Genomic DNA, 18,115 nt, shown 5'->3' with positions numbered 1-18,115 from the left:
CATTCCGCGCCGTGCTCGTGAATGGTGGGCACGCTTCGCTTTGCCCACCTTACAAATCCCGCATTTGACGCTACTTCGTCAGCAGCGCGAAGGCGCCGTTCCAGTCTTGCGGCGGCGGATTTTCGAGATAGCCGCGGATGCGGGCTTCGTAGAGATTGTAGAGCAGCTCCAGCGAATTTGCTTCGTCGGTCTTGCGGCCGCGCGCGATGGCCGCAAGCGCGCCTTCCCAGTCGCGGTTGCGATAGCAGGCGAGCATCTCGATGGTCAAATTGCGCAGGCGCTGGAAGCGGCCGGACTGCGCGGTGTCCTCACGGCCGGCGATGGCGTAGATCACCTCCGGCTCCTTCTTGCCCTTGACCATGATGAAGTCGAGTTCGAGGATCGCGAACCTGTCCTTGACCGCCAGCGCGGTCCTGGAGCCGACGATGATCGGGAAACCGTATTCCTTGGACTGCCCTTCGAGGCGCGAAGCAAGGTTGACGCTGTCGCCGAACACCGAATAGTCGAAACGCTGGTCGGAACCCATGTTACCGACCACGCAGGTGCCGGTATTGAGGCCGATGCCGGCATTGAGCGGAATGAACGGGCGGCCCTCCTCCTTTGCCTCCTGCTCGCGCGCCTGATTGAGCTCGTCGACGCGCTCCAGCATGTCGAGCGCCGCCTCGCAGGCGTTGAGCTCATGATTCTTGTCATCGAGCGGCGCGTTCCAGAACGCCATGATGGCGTCGCCCATATATTTGTCGATGGTACCCTTGCGGTTGAGGATGGCGTTGGTCAGCGGCGTCAAGAAACGGTTCATCAGCGCAGTGAGGCCCTGCGGATCGTTCTTGTAGGTCTCCGAGATCGAGGTGAAGCCGCGCATGTCAGAGAACATGATGGTCATCTCACGCTCCTCGCCGCCGAGCACCAGCTTCTCCGGCGACTGCGCGAGCTGCTCGACCAGCGCCGGCGACAGATATTGGCCGAAGGCGGAACGAATTTGCCGGCGCTGCGCCTGCTCGCGCACGAAGCTGGAAAAAATCAGCGTAAGATAGATCGCCGTGGTCGACATCAGAGGATAGGTGAAGTCGATCAGCAGCCGGTGCTGCATGTAGAAATAGGCGGACGTTCCCAGCAGTGCAGTGGCAAACGCAGCACCTAGCGCAACCAGCGTGACCGGCCCGAACAGCGGCGCGAACGCGATCACCAGCATTCCAAACAGTAGCGCTGTCGCGAATTCGACGGCGATGCCGTAGATCGGCTGCGAGATCACGTCGCCGGTCAATGCGCCCTCCAGAATCTGGGCGTGGATTTCCACGCCCGGCATGTTCTGCGAAACCGGCGTGGTCTTGATGTCGTTGAGACCGACGGCCGAGGTGCCGATCAGGACCAGCTTACCCGCTATCATTTCGGGCGCGACGGTCTTTTCCAGCACGTTGATTACCGGAACGTAGAGAGAAGTATCCTGGCGGGCATAGTGAACCCAAAGCTGGCCATTGCCGTCGGTCGGAAGCTGAAAGCCCTTGATGCCGAGACTCTTGATGCCGGTCTTCTCGGATTTGATCAGGATCGTACCCGAACCGGTGGCGACCCGAAGCATCTCGAAACTCAGCGAGGGCATGGTCTGGCCCTGCGCCAACATGATCATCGGCACGCGCCGTACGATGCCGTCACGCTCGGGCCTGATCGTGAACAGGCCGCGCCCGGCAGCGGCGTGTTCAAGCACCTTGGTGTTGCGCAGCAGGCCGGGGAACTGGAACATGAAACGTTGTGGTTCCTCGCCCAGCATCGCCAGTCCGGTCACCGGGAGCGTCTTGTCGAGCGCGGCCAGCTCTTCCGCGGCGCCCGATTCACCAAGCACCACACGCGACTTCCGGATGGCCTCGGCGAAGACCTCGTCGTTGCTCGGCAGCGCTCGCAATTTGGCGCGGGTGTCCTCATCGAGATCGCGGAACGTATCAGCCACATCGGCGGGATTGAGCCGGTCCGGCTCAGAAAACACCGCGTCGAACGCGATTACGACGGCGCCCAGCCTGGTCAGCTCGGTAATGAGATCGGCGATCCGCGTCCGCGGCCATGGCCACTGACCAATCTTTTCCAGGCTCTTGTCGTCGATGTCGATAATCGTCACCGGCCTTGCGGTCTTCTTGCGAGGGTCGATGCGCTGGAAGAAATCGAAGGTTCTGACCCGAATTTCCTCGACGGGAGCCGGATCGGCGACGCGAAGGGCTGCGAACCCGATCAGCAGCGCAAGGCACAGCAGCCGGGCATAGCCGATGCGCCGCGTGAACCATCTTCGCCATACCCGCAGTCGTTTCATGCTGTCTGGATATCACGGACGAATGGATTGATCCAACGGGTTACGACACCGGCCGATATCGACGGAAGCTGCCATGACTGTGGAAGGTGGCTCATCCCTCAATTCGACAGTCGCATGGTCGCGATTGTCGTCAATCTTAGATCGTCAGGTCGTGCGGCACGTAGACAATCAATGTACCGCGGGTGCCATCCGCAACGATGTTGAAGTTGTCGGCTGAATAATCCCCCAGCAGAGACAGCTCAACGGTTTGCGCCCCGCTTGAAATCGTAAGCGTCCCGCCGGTTGCCGTCACGTTTTCATGATAAGTGATCGACGCTGTCGCCGATCCCAGATCCTCAAGATCAATGACGTCGGAATCGCCAAAGCCCGAAATCGTGCCGTTGAAATGGAACGAATCTCCAAGCTTCAGCGTACCTGCCCCTCCCGAGCCAAACGCCACATTCGTCGTTGCGGATGCCTCGAGGTCGAGAGTGCCGCTACCATCAATGATGGCAGTGCCGTTTCCGCTTACCTCGCCCTTCACCGTGATGGCGGCTCCGTTGGCCCACAGCACTCCCGAATTGGCGACCGCACTAAGAATCGTCAATCCGCCGCTTCCGGAAGCTTCCAGCGTTCCGGAATTGGAGATGACATTGGAGCCGGTATCAATGACGAGCGCATGCGTGCCGGTAGCATCGATGATGCCGGCGTTTGTAAGATCCAATTCACCGGCGCCCAACTGGCCGGCGCCAGAAATTGTGTTGTCCATGTTATTCAGCGTGACGCTGGAATTCGTTCCGGAAATGACGTTGGCATCGCTATCGGACAGCAGGACCTTGCCGCCGCCTTGAAGGGTCGTTCCGCTCTCAATCAGTTCCAGATCGGCCCCGGTGCCCGTCGAGCTCAATGCGATCACGCCGGAGTTGGTTATCACTCCGGATACCGGCAGCAGGGCTCCGTCTTCAATTGTCATCGTTCCGGCGTTGGTGAATTCCGGTGTCAGGTCAAACACAAAATTCGCCGCCGTCAGTGATGCGGCGTGAACACCCTGCAAATTAATTGATTGTCCGTCGGCCAACGTGATCACGGCGTTGCCGTTGACGTCCTCTGTCAAGTGCGCCTGGACATCGTCGAAGCTGGTGAAGCCGGTGTAGCCGACCAGATCGATCTGATCCGCCGATGCATCGAAGCTGTAAACCACGTCATGGCCGATCGATCGGGAGAACACCAACAGATCCTTGGCGCTCGACGCGGTCAGGACGTCATCGCTGGATAACGCAAAAATTGGCCCACCTTTGGCATAGACTTCGACATTGTCCGAGATAGTCGTGCTTCCGATACTGCCATCGGGATTGGCCCAGCTCATTGCCACGTCGAGCATCAGCGCGCCGGCATAGTCGTTCGGTGAGATTATGGAAAGCGCAGAGACATCGTTGGTCTGCACCGTCCATCTACCATCGCCATTGCTGCTGCCATCGCTCAAGGACCAGCCCGCTGGCATCCCGTCGACAGTCAATGTGACGAGGCCGAGGTGATCTGGGGACGGCTCGACCAGAGCCAAATTGATCGGCTCGCCGGCGACACCGGCCGGGGCTGTGTAGTGAATCGTGACGCTGTGCGCGACGCTGTCGAGCGTGTCATCGCTGACCACCACGGTCACGATCCGATCAGTCGTGTCCTGGCTTCCGGTTTTGGTGTTGACATATTGGATGCCCTGAAGAATCGACTGATAGTCCGCCAGGCTGGCGGAGCCCGTGATCGTCAACGTCACGGGGTCAGTGCGATGGACGACATCGGAAGTGAAGGTCACCGTGAGATGGTCGGCAGCGGCGAGTGCGGCAGCCTCGGGAGTCAGCGAGAGAATCTCCTTGATGTTAATGCCACCGCCGCCCGAACTGTCATTCAGCGGATTTGTCAACGTAACCGTCATCGACGTGAGGTTCGCCGAATCGACATCGGTGATCAGGGCCGCCCGGGCGATCAGGACCGGCGATTGACCGTGTGGATAACTAACCAGGTTATCGAAACCGCTCGCGCCCCCGTTCAGGTCGACCACAGGGGCGATGTCGACATGCTCGATCGTGATATTGGCGGTATCCGCATTGGTTGAGAACGCAGTCGCGCCGCCATTGATCGAGGCGTCGACCCCACTGATCCCGTTATATCCGCTGGTTTGGTCCCAGGCACGGAACGTGATCGCGTTCGCATCCGTCCCGCTGTAATCAGCGTTGGGTTGGAAATACAGCCGCGTGTTGGCATCAGCCGCCAGCAAGAGCGCCGACGTGTCCGACACCGAGCCGACCGCGGTCCAATGGGCACCGCCATCGATCGAGTAGAACCAGATACCGTGGCTCGTATCGGTACCGGTCAATGCAATTCCGGTGATTGCTGCATGATCCCGATCGGTGACGTTGTCCAGACCGCCCGACGGCGGATCGAGATTCACCAGGCTGGAAACCAGAGTACCGACGGCTGTTCCGTTGACGGGCGGGCCCGCGTTCTGCGTCTCCGCCGCAAGAACTGGAGTTTTCGCGGCATTCAGGACAGGCGCATCATTGGTGCCGGTGACGGTGACGACGAAGGTCTGCGACGTCACGCCACCGTCAAGGTCGTTGATCGCAACCGTATAGGTCAGCGTCAGCTTCTCGCCCACGGCAAGATAGTCGAACGCGGTCGAGGCCGCAGAGAAGGACAGTTCGACCGATCCGGCCGACGAGCCGGAGGTCTTGCTCACTGTGCCCGCGCTCACCAGCGCAATCAGCGCGGCCTCGTCCAGGGCAAGACCTGCTGTCGCCCCGGAAGCGGCCGCATGGGTGATCGCGGCGGCGTGGCCGACATCGGTCAGATCGACGTCGACAAACGTTACCGGAATTGTCGTGGTCAACGGCGCAGTATCGGTCTGCTCGGCGAGATCAGTCTGCGCGATCGCAGCGATGACCGGCGCATCGTTGGTGCCGGTGATGGTGACTTCAACCGTGCGGTCGACGATGCCGCCGTTGCCGTCGTCCAGCGTAATCGTGAACTGCTCGACCTTGGTCTGACCCTTTGCGAGATACTCGACTGCGGCAGCCGCTACGCTGTAATTCCAGTTGATGGTGCCGCCGACGCCGTCGACGGTGTCCGGGCTCACGGAGGCGCTCAGCGACCCCAGCGCGCCGGCGGAAGCCGTGATGGTGGGGGCGATGCTATGAGTGTCCGTGAGGTCAACGTCGGCCAGCGCAATCGTGCCGCCGTCGGTCAGGTTTCCGACGGGCGTTACCTGCTCCGTCACCGCGCCGGTCACATCGGCCGTCGCTACCACAGGGTCGTCATTCGTGCCGGTGATGGTGACGACGAAGGTCTGCGGCGTCACGCCACCGTCACCATCGTCGATCGAAACCGTGTAGGTGAGCGTCAGGACTTCGCCCTTCGCCAGATAGTCGAACACCGTCGAAGCGGCGGAGAACGACAGCACGACCGAGCCGGACGATGAACCGGAATTCTTGGTCACCGCGCCCGGCGTCACCAGCGCAATCAGCGCGGCCTCGTCGAGCGCAAGGCCGGTCGTGGTGCCCGTCGCCACCACGCCGGTGATGTCAGCAGCATGGCCGACATCGGTCAGATCGACGTCGGTGAAAGTGACCGGGATCGTCGCGGTCAGAGCCGAGGTATCGGCCTGCTCAGTCAGATCTTTTTGCGCGATATCGGCGATAACAGGCGCGTCTTCGGTGCCAGTGACGGTGACGACAAAAGTCTTGGGTGTTACGCCCCCGTCGCCATCATCGATCGAAACCGTGTAGGTCAGCGTCAGAACCTCGCCCTTCGCCAGATAATCGAACGCGGTCGAGGCCGCCGAGAACGACAGGTCGACGGACCCGGCCGAGGAGCCGACTTCCTTAGTCACCGCGCCCGGCGTCACCAGCGCGATCAGCGCGGCCTCGTCGAGCGCAAGGCCTGTGGTGGTGCCGGTCGCCACCGCATCGGTGATGGCTGCGGTATGGCCGACATCCGACAGGTCGAGATCGGTGAAAGTGACTGGGATCGTCGTTGTCAGCGGCGCGGTATCGGCCTGCTCGGCGAGGCCCTGCTGCGCGATGTCAGCGATGTCAGGCGCGTCGTTGCTGCCGTTGACGGTGACGACAATGTCCTGCGAGGTGACGCCGCCGTGATGGTCGTCGACCTCTACCGTGTAGGTCAGTGTGACCGCCTCGCCATCAGCAAGGTAGTCGAAATAACTATCCGGCGCCGAGAACGACCAGGTCTTCGAGCCGGTCACCCCGTCGGTGGAATCGGTCAGCGGACCCAGGGACAGCCAGCTGAGCTGGATCGTGCCGTTGGCGAGGCCCGTCATCACGCCGGAGGCGTCGACGCCGGTGATCTTGACCTCATGCGTATCGGCCAGATCGGCATCGACAAACGTGATTGCGCCGCCTGCGGTATCCGGCGTCGCCGAACCGTGGGTGTCGGCACGTTCGGTGAGCGTCGCGGCCTGCGGGTCACTGGTAATTTCAGCCGTATCATTGCTGCCGGTGACGGTGACGGTGATCGGCTTGGTCACCACGCCGCCATGCCCATCATCGACGGTCGCGGTGTAGGTCAGCGTCAGGATCTCGCCATAGGCAAGAAAATCGAACGCACCGTCGGCTATGCTGTAACTCCAGCTCGCCGAACCGTCATTGGTATTGCTGGGAGACTGCACCACCGTCAGCGGCTCATCCACCGCTGATATCGCCGCGAGTTGCTTGGCCGTGAGCTGTGAGGTGACGTCGACGCTGTAGGCGTTCAGGTAGCTGAACGCCGTGAAGGCCGCGCTCGCCACTGGCCGGTCGGTCAGGTCGACGTCGGTGAAGCCGATGGTGCCGGACGCCGTATCGAGCGCGGTGGACCCCCTCGGGTTCGGCTGCTCGAGGTTCGAAAGTTCGGCAAAGGCGTCGCTCGTCGTGGCGATGGTCGGCACGTCGTTGGTGCCGGTGACGACGACGTCGGCGCCATGGATCGAGACCGTGATCGGCGTGGAGACGATGCCGCCGTGGCCGTCATCGACCTGGGCGACGTAGTTGAGGGTCAGCATCTCGCCCTTGGCGATGAAGTCGAACTTGCTGTCCTCAATGCTGTAGGTCCAACTCGCCGAGCCGTTGTGGGTGTTTCCGGCCGCCTGCACCACGCTCAGCGGCGCCTCGACCGCCAGGATCGCCGCCAGCTGCGCCGGCGTCAGCGTTTCGGTGACGTCGTTGCCCTCCGCGTCGTAGTAACGGAATGGATCGGTCGCGGAGATCGCCGCGCTGACGACGGGACGGTCGGTCAGGTCGACGTCGGCGAAGGTGACGGTGCCGGTCACGGTGTCTATCGCCGTATTGCCGGTGCCGATCCGCTCCGTGACCGTGCCGCCGGTCGCGGAGAGCGTCGGCTTGTCGTTGGTGCCGGTGATGACGATCGTAAACGGCACGAACGTCGTCTCGTTGCTCGGCGCATAGTTGTTGTCGACCCGCGCCAGATAGGTCAGCGTCACCGTCTCACCGGCGGCGAGGAAGTCGAACGCGCCATCGGCAATGTTGTAGGTCCAGGTGGCCTGGCCGGTGTTCTTGCCGTCGGGGTCCTGCACCACGTCTAGCGGCACTTCGACCGCCTTGATCGCGGCCAGTTGCTCCGCCGTCAGCGTGGACGTGACGTTGGAGCCCTGCGCGTTCTGATAGGTGAAGGAAGAAAACTGCGCACTCACGCTCGGCGTATCGCCGACGTTGATGTCGACATAGTTGACCGTGCCGGACGTGCTGTCGACGGCGGCGTTGCCGGTGATACCGGCTCGTTCGGTAAACGCGCCGCCAGACGCGTCCGCCTCCGGCGGGCCGGGAATGTGACTAAGCTGGGGACCGGGACCCGTGCCGGGCGATGGAGCAGGCTTGTCCGGGACGTTGATGAACTGAAGCGTCACCGGGACGAAGTCGTTGCTGGCCAGCTTGAGGAACGACGTTTGCGGAACGATCGAGTCGGTAAAGTTGGTCGTGAGCTTGGTGTTCGGGTTGTTCAGGTCGCTGAACTTCAGCGAAAACACGTCGGTGATGATCTTCTGCGCGTCGGGCGATAATTGCACCGACGACAGGAAGCTGACCGTGCCCTGGCCATTGATGATCGTCTGCGTTCCAGCTTGGCTGACGGTCGCGATCGGCGTCAGCGTGGTCTTGTCGAACAGAATGTACGAGCCGGTGGTGCCGTCGGGTTCGACCAGCACCTGGAATTTCGCCGGCGGCGCTCCGCCCTGCGACGGCACCTCGAAATCGATCTCGACCAGCACCGCGGTGCCGCGGATGCCCATGGTCGCGACCGGCGTGTCGACCTTCATGTCGCCCTTCTTGGCGGTGGCGCCGGCGACGAAAGAGATCGTGCCCTGCACCAGGCTGAGCAGCGATTTGTTGTCCGACCCGTTGGGGTCGTAGATCATTTCGTTCAGCACCATCTTGGCGTTCGACGCGAGGCCGAACACGGTGCCGTCGATGAAGGTGATGCCGAGCGTCGAATCGGAGCCGGACTGGACGACGTCGCCTTTGTGGACGGTGTCGCCCTGGTTCAGGATGATCGACACGCCATTGCGGATCGCGGTCGCGTTGCCCGCCAGCTTGGTGACATGGCCGATGACCGCAGGCGCGACACTGGCGCTGCCGTCGGCCTGCGCGAACTGGGTGTGTCCGGCCAGCGCGTTGACGATGTCGCCGGTGAGGTGGGCGCCATCCGGCGAGGCCAGCGCGGCGCGTTTCTCGCCCCTGAAGTAATCATGCAGGACGAGTTCGCGGTCGCCGCTGGTAAGGACCAGATCGACGCCCGAGCGCTTGAAGTCGCCGGTGAAGAGCAGGTGGGCATCAGGAACGATAATGGCGTCGACCGGCGCATGCGTCGAAATGCTGTCGACGTGGACAGGACCATGGGGGTGCGAACCATGGGCGTCAGACAGCACGTCGGTAAATTTGCCGGCTAAACTCAAAATGGCACCGTTGCCGATAAGGTTAATATTTATATAATATTGAAAAGTCTAAGCTTGCATATCATTGAAAGGTCTCCCGCGAAACCATCCAATGCTTGTTAAATCTCAGAAGGCCGCGTTTCGATGAGTCAATTTTTGAGAAACCCGCGCCGAGATGGCAGGTTTCATTTGTCGTCAACGCAGCAGTACGGGGGATTTATCTATTCCGGACAACGTTATCTCAAGTATTCGAAGTATAGATTTTAATAATATACTTTCACACTGCTTCTCCGCGGTTCCACGGGGAATATGACATCATTTTAGAAGTTCAAACTGTGAACCAGCTAACAAGATCACGCGATTCTCAGCAAAAAAGCCACATCAACGGAAAATCAACCATAAGATCTAGTTAAGGCTATTTCCAGCCGCCAAGCACCGCAATCGCGCTTAAGCCGACCGATAAAATTCTCCCTAAATCGGCGGTGGTTATTTTGGGCTGTTGCGCGCTTTCAGCCCCGCGATCGCCGGCATTAAGCGGATCAAAAGCACCCCCGCCCATCCTGCCTCCTGCAAAATGATCCGGTCACGCGCAGGCAGAACACGCCCGCCGATGTCCGGACAAGGGGCGTCAGATGGGGTTGTCAGTCTACTCGCGCGCATGGCGTGCGGGCATCGTCGCGTGCGGCCTGGCCTGGTTCGGACCAGCGGGCCTGCGGGCCGAGACTCTGGAGCCGTCAGCACCGGCAGAGTTGATCCAGCGATCGGTCGAGCCGTTCGGGCTCGCTGCGTCTTCCCTCCCGAGCGGCGGGCTGCGCGACAAATGGCTCGACGTGCAACGCCGGCTCGATGACGAAATGGTGCAGCTTGCGCTCTGCGAAGGCGACCGTGACGGCTGCGTGTCTCCGGCCGCGCTGAAATTCCTCGACATCGTCGGCGCCGCCCGGTTGCGCGAAGGCCGCGCCCGGCTCGGCGAAATCAACCGCGCCATCAATCTTGCCATCCGGCCGATCAGCGACCTCGCCCAACACGGCCAGATCGACGTCTGGACGCCGCCGCTAGCAACGCTCGCGCATGGCGGCGGTGACTGCGAGGATTATGCGATTGCAAAATTCGTCGCCTTGCGCCGCGCCGGTCTCGCGCCCGACGATCTCAGGATCGTGGTCCTGCGCGATACCATCCATGGCGAGGACCATGCGGTGGCTGCCGCGCGGCTGGACGGCCGCTGGCTGACGCTCGACAACCGCCGCATGGCGATGGTCGAGGATACCGACGTCAGAAATTTCCGGCCGACATTCGTGATCGGCCCGCACGGCGTGATGCGGTACGCCGATGCACCCCTGCTCGCCGACGCCTCGGGTAATCATTCTGCAGCTTCGCTCGTCGTGAGTTCTCTGGCCGGCTCCGCGGCCCGACCATTCGAGCGCGCCGACTGACGGCACGCAAATGTTGCGCGGCGGCAGCCGACAACAATCTGCTTTCCTTGCCCGATCTTCCCTGCCTCATGGTCATGGTGCGCTGCAGCCGTAATGCTGATCGCATTCCGAAAACATGACGAGACAAGTTTCTTGCTTTCTCTTCGCAGCGAAGCTCGCGCGTCATCTTCGACTTTCGTATTGACGCTTTCCCGTTTCAGGAAGATTGTTGGTGCGCAGTGCCAGAAAATAGGCGCACAGGAAAAGTTCATAGGGAGGGAGGGACCGCATGAAGAGCATTGCGTTTGCCGCAAGCCTTGTCGTTCTTGCGCCGCTCGGTGCAAGCGCTCAGACGACCGAGCAATTGGTCAAGGGAGCGTCCGATACAGCGAACGTTCTCAATTATGGTATGGGCTATAATCTGCAGCGGTTCAGTCCGCTGACGCAAATCAACAAGGATAACGTCAAGAACCTCGTACCGGTGTGGAACTACAGCTTCGCAGATGACCGAAGCGCGCAGTCGCAGCCGCTGGTATACCAAGGCGTCATCTATGTCACCAGCCACAACGCCACGATGGCGGTTGACGCAAAGACCGGCAAACAAATCTGGAAGACCAAGGTCGAATATCCCGCCGAGACGCCGCGCATTACTTGTTGCGGCATCATCAACCGAGGCGCGGCGCTGTTTGATGGAAAGGTGTTCCGCACCACGCTCGACGCCCATGTGATCGCGCTCGATGCCAAGACCGGCAAGGAGCTGTGGCGCCAGAAGGCGGCCGACATCAAGGAAGGCTATTCGATGACGGTCGCGCCACTGGTCGCCGACGGCGTCGTCATCACAGGCATCTCAGGCGCCGAGTACGGCACGCGCGGCTTCATCGATGGCTGGGATCCGCAGACTGGCAAGCGCCTGTGGCGCACCCATACGATTCCGTCACCAGATGAGCCCGGTGGCGACACCTGGAAGGGCGACACTTGGAAGCTCGGTGGTGGATCAACCTGGATCACAGGCTCCTATGACGCGGAGCTGAACACGGTCTATTGGGGCGTCGGCAACCCCGGCCCGTTCAATGCGGCGGTGCGTCCCGGCGACAATCTCTACACCTGCGCGGTCCTGGCACTCGAGCCGAAGACCGGTAAGATCAAGTGGCACTACCAGTTCTCGCCGAACAATCCATTCGACTATGACGCGGTTGCCGAGATGGTGCTGGCCGACATGACGATCGAGGGCAAGCCGACCAAGGTCTTGATGGACGCCAACCGCAACGGCTTCTTCTATGTGCTCGACCGCACCAACGGGAAGCTGATCGCGACCAATCCTTACGTGAAGGTCAACTGGGCGAGCGGCATCGACATGAAGACCGGCCGTCCGATCGAAACCGACATCAGCAAGGATGCGCGCGACGGCAAGAAGGTGATCGTCTGGCCGTCGATTCTCGGCGGCAAGAATTGGGAGCCAATGTCGTACAATCCTCAGACCGGCCTGGCCTACGCCAACACACTCAACATCGGCGGACGCTACAAGTCCGAGCCGGCGGTGTACAAGCAAGGCGAATTATATCTCGGCATGGATCTGACCGACCCGTGGGAGTGGCCTGACGGACCGCGCGGTCATCTCAAGGCCATCGATCCCATGACCGGCAAGGCAAAGTGGGAAGTGCCAAGCGATATACCGCGCTTCTCGGGCGTGCTGTCGACGGCCGGCGGGGTCGTGTTCTCCGGCCAATTGACCGGCGAGTTTGACGCCTTTGACGCCAACGACGGCAAGAAGCTGTGGAGTTTCCAGACCGGCTCGGGCATCGAGGGACAACCGGTGACCTGGCAGCAGGACGGCGTCCAGTATATCGCCGTCACCAGCGGCTATGGCGGCGTCTACTCGATCTTCTCCGGCGACGAGCGGCTTGCGAATGTGCCTACCGGCGGTTCGCTGTGGGTGTTCGCGGTAAAGAATTGATCGCGGAACGCTGATGACTAACAAGGTATCGAAGCGGACGGCGGCGTCTCTCGCCGCCGTTGCGGCGGCGGCCATCGCGTGGATGACGACGCCGGCCACCGCACAGCAACAGGCCGCCGTCAGCGACCAGGCGCTGATCGGTCCCGGCAGGACCGCTTATGCGCAGAAATGCTCGCACTGCCATGGCCCGAACATGGTCACTGCGGGCACGGTCGCACCCGACTTGCGCGCATTCCCGGACGACAACGCGCGATTTGTCACCACGGTGAAGCAGGGCAAGAACAACATGCCGCCGTGGAAGGACATCTTGAGCGACCAGGAGATCACCGAGATCTGGACCTTTGTATCGAGCCGGAGGAAGCAATGAAGCGCCGGCTCGCAGTCGTTGCCGCGCTACTGGCGGCGGTGACGGCAGCGCGTGCGGCTGAGGATCCGCTGAAAGTCTGTCTCGACGAGAACCTGCCTCCCCTCTCAATGCATCAGCGTGGAAAGCCCGACAGCGGGTTTGATGTCGCGCTTGCGCATGCTGTTGCCGATCGCCTCGGCCGGCCGCTGAAGATCCAATGGTTTGAAAGCAAGCTCGACGAAAGCTCGAGCCCGGCCCTCGAAGCCAATGCCTTGCTCTCCGACGGCCGCTGCGCGCTGGTCGGCAGCTATGTCTTCACCAAGGACTCGCTCGTGGTACCTGGCGTCAAGACGGCGAAGCTGCCGGATTTCGAGGGCGCCACCCGCGACGACCGCCGCCGCCGCGTGCCGCTCGGCGTGCTGGCACCGAGCCAGCCCTATATTTACGCGCCGCTGACCGTCGTGCTCGGTGAGAAGGCGCGCGGCCGCAAGATCTCCGGCGTCGGCGATCTCGCCGGGCTGCGCATCGCGATCGAAAGCGGCACGCTTGCCGACGCGATCCTGATGACTTTCGAAAAGGGACGGTTGATCGACAGCATCTCGCATCTGGTTCCGGGGCGGGAAGACTTGCTCGGCGCGCTCAATCGCGGGGACTTCGACGCCACATTGCTCGACCTCCGCCGCTTCGATGCCTATCGTGCCGCCCATCCAAATACCAACCTCGCCGCATCCGGATACTTTTATCCGATAGGCGTCAATCGGGGCTATGTCGGCCTCGCCAGCGATCCGGCTCTCATCGTCGCTGTCAACAGGGCGCTCTCCGATTTGCAGGCGGCAGGAACCATAGCCGATCTCGCGCGCGCGGCCGGCCTCACCTATCTGCCGCCCGTAGAACCAGCGATCCTCGGCGACGAGTTGCTGAAGGTACTTCAGAAATAACGACGAGAGTGTGTGGATCGTGCTGGTTCTACGTCATTGCGAGCGAAGCGAAGCAATCCATCTTACGGCAAGAAAGAATGGATTGCTTCGTCGCTTCGCTCCTCGCAATGACGGTGTTTGCCGCCCGAGCTAAAGGCACAAACAAAAGGGCTGCGCGAGACGATCGCGCAGCCCCTATTGTCAGCCTTTGCCGTTAGGGGCGAGCAGCCCGCTCAGAACATCAGGCCGTCCTTGACCAGCACCCAGCGGCCGTTCTTGATCTGCTGAACCTGGGTGATCGTGTTGGCGAGATGGTCGGTCTTGGAGAACTTGGTCGGCGGCGAGTTGAAGATGTCGAGGAACTTGTCGCCGGATTCCAGCGCGTCCATCATCTTCTGGCCGGTCAGGTCCTTGCCCGCCTTGTTGGCGTAGAACGCGAAGGTCATCATGGCATTGTAGCCGATGATCGCCTGCGTGTTGGCGTCGGTGCCGAACATCTTCTTGTAGTTGGCGAGCCAGTCCTTGACCTTGCCCTTTGCGGTGTCTTCGTACGGGATTTCGAAACCCGAGGCCGCGTAGAGGCCTTCGACCGCGTCCTTGCCGAGTGCCGGCACTTCGAGCACGTTGGTCGGCGTGGCGCCGAGGAAGGTAACGTCCCAGCCGAGCTTCTTGGCCTCGCCCATCGCGCCGATCGTTTCGCGAATGACCGTGCCGAGCACGACCATGTCGCAGCCGTCGGACTTCATCTTGGCGATCTGCGCGCTGAAGTCGGAGGCGCCGCGCTTGTAGCTCGTGACCGACGCAGGCGTCAGCTTCATCGCGCTGACCTGCTGCGTGAAGCCGTCAAGCACGTTCTTTCCGTACTCGTCGTCCTGATGCAGGATGCAGGGCTTCTTGAAGTTCTTCCCCTCGATCATGTATTTGACGGCCGCACGCGTGCTCTCGACGTAAGGCAGCAAATTGTTGAACTTCAGCCGCTCCTGCGGCTTGGCCGGATCGAACTTGAAGGTGAATTCGGCGGCGGTCAGCGGGAAGAGCTGCAAGACGCCGGCATCGAACAGGATGTCCTGCGCGGCGAGCACGGTGGGCGAGCCCATCGGACCGACCATGGCGAAGACCTTGTCGCGTTCGACCATCTTCTGCGACGCCAGCACGGCGCGCTTCGGATCGTAGCCGCTGTCCTCCAGGATCAGCTTGATCTTGCGGCCGTGGATGCCGCCGGCGGCATTGATTTCCTCGGCCGCCATCTTCATGCCGTTGGAAACCGGAACGCCCCAGACCTTGATCGGGCCGGACAGGTCCTGATGGGTGCCGACGACGATCTCGCTCGCCGAGATGCCTTGATCGGTAACCTTGGTCTGGGCTGCGGCCGGCAGTTGGGTCAGCGCAAGGGCGCTCACCGCAAGGCCCAGCGCCTTGAACGATTTCGACATTGCAGTCTCCTCTTCGTTTGGCCCGTGTTGAGCGAAGGGTGGGGCCTTCTCAGTCCTTCGCCGTTTCCAGAAAACTCCGCTTGTGCCTGACGACTCACGCCACCGCCCGCTCGCCATACATGGCGTTGATTTCGGCGGCATAACGCTTGTTCACGAAACTGCGCTTCAGCTTCATGGTCGGCGTCAGTTCCTCGTCCTCGGGCGTGAGCTGACGTTCGATCAGGTAGAACTTCTTGATGGTTTCGACGCGCGCGAAGTTGACGTTGACCGCCTCGATCTCGCGCTGGATCAAGTCCTGGATCTCGGGCGCGCGGCACAGGCTGGCGTAGTTGGTGAAGGGAATGTCGTGATCCTGCGCGAACTTTTCGACATTCTCCTGATCGATCATGAGCAGGCACGTCAGATACGGCCGCTTGTCGCCGATCACCACCGCGTCGGAGACATAGGGCGAGAACTTCAACTGGTTCTCGATTTCCGACGGCGTGATGTTCTTGCCGCCGGAGGTGATGATGATGTCCTTCATCCGGTCGGTGATCTTGACGAAGCCTTCATTGTCGATCGAGCCGACATCGCCGGTGTGCAGCCATCCCTTGGCGTCGATGGTTTCCGCGGTCTTTTCCGGCTGGTTCAGGTAGCCCATGAACAGGAAATCGCCGCGGATCAGGATCTCGCCCTGCGGTGAAATCGCGACCTCGCCCCAGGGCGCGGCCTTGCCGACCGAGCCGAGCTTGATGCGGTCGGGCGGCATCACGGTGGCGACACCGCAATTTTCCGTCTGGCCGTAGACCTCGCGCATGTCGATGCCGAGCGCGAGATACCAGCGGATCAGATCGGGCGCGATCGGGGCCGCGCCGGTAAACGCCAACCGGCAACGGTCGAGACCGAGCATGCGGCGGATGTTGCGGAACACCAGATAGTAGGCGGCGCTGTTGGCGAGCCGCAGCGACAATGGCGGTGTATCGCCCTGCAGCTTGTATTCGGTCACGCGATTGCCGATCGCGAGCGCGTTGCGGTACATCCAGTTCTGGAACGCGGTCGCATCCTTCAACGCGATCGTGATTCCGGAATAGAACTTTTCCCAGACCCTGGGCACCGCAAGGAAGGCGGTCGGCTGCACCTCACGCAAATTGTCCGGCACGGTTTCCGGGCTCTCGGCGAAATTCATCACCGATCCCAGCGCCAGCGAGATGTAATAGCCGCCGACCCGCTCGGCGACGTGGCAGAGCGGCAGAAACACCAGCCGTTCTTCGTTGTCGCTCGACGGAAACAGGTCGTTGGCGTGGCGCATCTGATGCGTCACGCTGCGATTGGAATGCATGGCGCCCTTGGGCGGGCCCGTGGTGCCGGAGGTATAGACGAGGATGGCGAGATCGGAGGCTGAGCGGCTTCCGATCATCTCGTCCCACAGCGCCTGATTATCCTGCTCGTGGTTACGCCCCAGCGCCATGAACTCGGCCAGCGACAGCACCATCGGGTCGATAAAGCCGCTCAGGCCCTCCATGTCGAACACGACGATCTTCTGCAGCGTGGGACACCGCGAACGGCACGACAGGATCTTGTCGAGCTGCTCCTCGTCCTCGGCGAAGATCACCTTGGTCGAGGAATCGTTGATCAGGTATTCGACCTGCACCGACGAATCGGTCGGATAGATTCCGGAAGAGACGCCGCCGGCGCACAGGATGCCCATGTCCGCGAACACCCATTCCGGAACCGCGTTGGCGATGATGGAGGCAACGTCGCCGGGCCGGAAACCCGTCGCATGCAGGGCGTAGGCAATGTCCTTGGATATCTGCAGCCACTCGCGCCAACTGGTCGGCTGCCAGATGCCGAATTTCTTTTCGCGGATCGCCGGTCGGTCGCCGCGGGTTTCCACGGACTTCAGGAAACTCTTCGCGATCGTGTCGGCGACCGTCAGCACTGCCGGTCTGGCCATGCTCTCTTCCTCCCTCTGTCGCCTGCCTCGGCCACCGGTCTTGAGAGCCGGTCCTGGTTTCGAAGCAGGGCTCGAATTTAGCTCGAATTCGTTCGGAACGCCAAGGTCTTAACTTTCCCGTCTAGCGCCAGGTCTTCTTCTTTTTCCAGCGCCGTTCGCCGCGGGCGCCTTCTTCCTTGGCGCCGAGATAGAATTCCTGGATGTCCTTTGAATTCATCAGCCGCTCGCAGGTGTCGTTCATCACGACCCGGCCGATTTCCAGAACATAGCCGTAATGCGCCGTCTCCAGCGCCACCTTGGCGTTCTGCTCGACCAGGAGGATGGACATGCCCTGCTCCTCGTTGACGCGCTTGATGATGGTAAAGATCTCCTTCACCAGGATCGGCGACAGCCCGAGCGACGGCTCATCCAAAAGTAGCAGGGTCGGCCGGTTCATCAGCGCCCGCCCGATCGCCAGCATCTGCTGCTCACCGCCGGAAAGCTGCCCGGCCGGCTGGTTGATACGCTCCTTCAGCCGCGGGAAATAGCCGTAGACGCGCTCGAGATCCTCCGCGACACCGTCGCGGTCCTTGCGCGGATAGGCCCCCATCATCAGGTTTTCGCGCACCGACAGGAACGGGAAGACCTCACGCCCCTCCGGCACGTGGCTTAAGCCCAGCCGCACGATCTTGTCGGCCTCCATGCGCTGGATCGGCTTGCCCAGAAATTCGATCGAGCCCTTCTGGGGATCGAGAATGCCGGAGATGGTCTTGAGCACCGTGGTCTTGCCGGCGCCGTTGGCGCCGAGCAACGTGACGATACGGCCGCGCGGCACTTCGAGGCTGATGCCCCTGATGGCCATGATCGGCCCGTAATAGCTCTCGATATTGCTGAGCTTGAGGATGATGTCGGAAGCGCTCATGGCATCA

The 18,115-nt window shown here is 61.5% G+C and carries 10 protein-coding genes; 4 read left to right on the top strand and 6 right to left on the bottom strand.

The window, feature by feature from the left end:
• Positions 1 to 70: 70 nt before the first annotated feature.
• The 3 genes from JQ624_RS23105 to JQ624_RS23095 all read right to left on the bottom strand — a co-directional run bounded on the left by JQ624_RS23105 (position 71) and on the right by JQ624_RS23095 (position 9,771).
• On the bottom strand, positions 71 to 2,299 hold the full coding sequence (locus tag JQ624_RS23105; RefSeq protein WP_212421203.1) for a CHASE2 domain-containing protein: 2,229 nt from the start codon (positions 2,297 to 2,299) through the stop codon (positions 71 to 73).
• Between the two features lie 136 nt (positions 2,300 to 2,435).
• Entirely contained in the window at positions 2,436 to 9,233 is a 6,798-nt protein-coding gene (locus tag JQ624_RS23100; protein WP_212421202.1) for a VCBS domain-containing protein, read from the bottom strand.
• A gap of 394 nt (positions 9,234 to 9,627) precedes the next feature.
• Positions 9,628 to 9,771: a hypothetical protein gene (locus JQ624_RS23095; protein ID WP_212421201.1), complete on the bottom strand. Its 144-nt coding sequence runs from the start codon at positions 9,769 to 9,771 to the stop codon at positions 9,628 to 9,630.
• A 73-nt stretch (positions 9,772 to 9,844) separates the two neighbouring features.
• Between JQ624_RS23095 and JQ624_RS23090 the strand changes: the two genes are divergently transcribed.
• The 4 genes from JQ624_RS23090 to JQ624_RS23075 all read left to right on the top strand — a co-directional run bounded on the left by JQ624_RS23090 (position 9,845) and on the right by JQ624_RS23075 (position 13,862).
• Positions 9,845 to 10,645, top strand: coding sequence for a transglutaminase-like cysteine peptidase (locus JQ624_RS23090; RefSeq protein ID WP_212421200.1), 801 nt, complete (start codon positions 9,845 to 9,847; stop codon positions 10,643 to 10,645).
• 268 nt (positions 10,646 to 10,913) lie between these two features.
• Positions 10,914 to 12,578 carry a methanol/ethanol family PQQ-dependent dehydrogenase gene (locus tag JQ624_RS23085; RefSeq protein WP_212421199.1) on the top strand — a complete coding sequence of 555 codons (1,665 nt, stop codon included), beginning with the start codon at positions 10,914 to 10,916 and terminating at the stop codon, positions 12,576 to 12,578.
• A 13-nt stretch (positions 12,579 to 12,591) separates the two neighbouring features.
• Positions 12,592 to 12,945, top strand: a complete 354-nt coding sequence (locus JQ624_RS23080; protein WP_212421198.1) for a cytochrome c — start codon at positions 12,592 to 12,594, stop codon at positions 12,943 to 12,945.
• Positions 12,942 to 13,862: an ABC transporter substrate-binding protein gene (locus JQ624_RS23075; protein ID WP_212421197.1), complete on the top strand. Its 921-nt coding sequence runs from the start codon at positions 12,942 to 12,944 to the stop codon at positions 13,860 to 13,862. The genes JQ624_RS23080 and JQ624_RS23075 overlap by 4 nt, the downstream gene beginning before the upstream one ends.
• A 212-nt stretch (positions 13,863 to 14,074) precedes the next feature.
• Here the strand turns inward: JQ624_RS23075 and JQ624_RS23070 are convergent, their stop codons facing one another.
• The 3 genes from JQ624_RS23070 to JQ624_RS23060 all read right to left on the bottom strand — a co-directional run bounded on the left by JQ624_RS23070 (position 14,075) and on the right by JQ624_RS23060 (position 18,108).
• On the bottom strand, positions 14,075 to 15,274 hold the full coding sequence (locus JQ624_RS23070; RefSeq protein ID WP_212421196.1) for an ABC transporter substrate-binding protein: 1,200 nt from the start codon (positions 15,272 to 15,274) through the stop codon (positions 14,075 to 14,077).
• Positions 15,275 to 15,368: 94 nt separating this feature from the next.
• Complete coding sequence (locus tag JQ624_RS23065; RefSeq protein WP_212421195.1) at positions 15,369 to 17,207, bottom strand: long-chain fatty acid--CoA ligase; 1,839 nt, start codon at positions 17,205 to 17,207, stop codon at positions 15,369 to 15,371.
• A gap of 121 nt (positions 17,208 to 17,328) precedes the next feature.
• Positions 17,329 to 18,108, bottom strand: coding sequence for an ABC transporter ATP-binding protein (locus tag JQ624_RS23060; RefSeq protein ID WP_212421194.1), 780 nt, complete (start codon positions 18,106 to 18,108; stop codon positions 17,329 to 17,331).
• Positions 18,109 to 18,115: the final 7 nt, after the last annotated feature.

This window comes from Bradyrhizobium sp. AUGA SZCCT0283 (genome assembly GCF_018130385.1).
GTDB lineage: Bacteria > Pseudomonadota > Alphaproteobacteria > Rhizobiales > Xanthobacteraceae > Bradyrhizobium.
This window is presented reverse-complemented; position numbering and strand designations above follow the sequence as displayed.

Coding starts and splice junctions, on each gene's coding strand:
- JQ624_RS23105 (WP_212421203.1), bottom strand. CDS start 2,299: ATGAAACGACTGCGGGTATGGCGAAGATGGTTCACGCGGCGCATCGGC.
- JQ624_RS23095 (WP_212421201.1), bottom strand. CDS start 9,771: ATGGGCGGGGGTGCTTTTGATCCGCTTAATGCCGGCGATCGCGGGGCT.
- JQ624_RS23090 (WP_212421200.1), top strand. CDS start 9,845: ATGGGGTTGTCAGTCTACTCGCGCGCATGGCGTGCGGGCATCGTCGCG.
- JQ624_RS23085 (WP_212421199.1), top strand. CDS start 10,914: ATGAAGAGCATTGCGTTTGCCGCAAGCCTTGTCGTTCTTGCGCCGCTC.
- JQ624_RS23080 (WP_212421198.1), top strand. CDS start 12,592: ATGACTAACAAGGTATCGAAGCGGACGGCGGCGTCTCTCGCCGCCGTT.
- JQ624_RS23075 (WP_212421197.1), top strand. CDS start 12,942: ATGAAGCGCCGGCTCGCAGTCGTTGCCGCGCTACTGGCGGCGGTGACG.
- JQ624_RS23070 (WP_212421196.1), bottom strand. CDS start 15,274: ATGTCGAAATCGTTCAAGGCGCTGGGCCTTGCGGTGAGCGCCCTTGCG.
- JQ624_RS23065 (WP_212421195.1), bottom strand. CDS start 17,207: ATGGCCAGACCGGCAGTGCTGACGGTCGCCGACACGATCGCGAAGAGT.
- JQ624_RS23060 (WP_212421194.1), bottom strand. CDS start 18,108: ATGAGCGCTTCCGACATCATCCTCAAGCTCAGCAATATCGAGAGCTAT.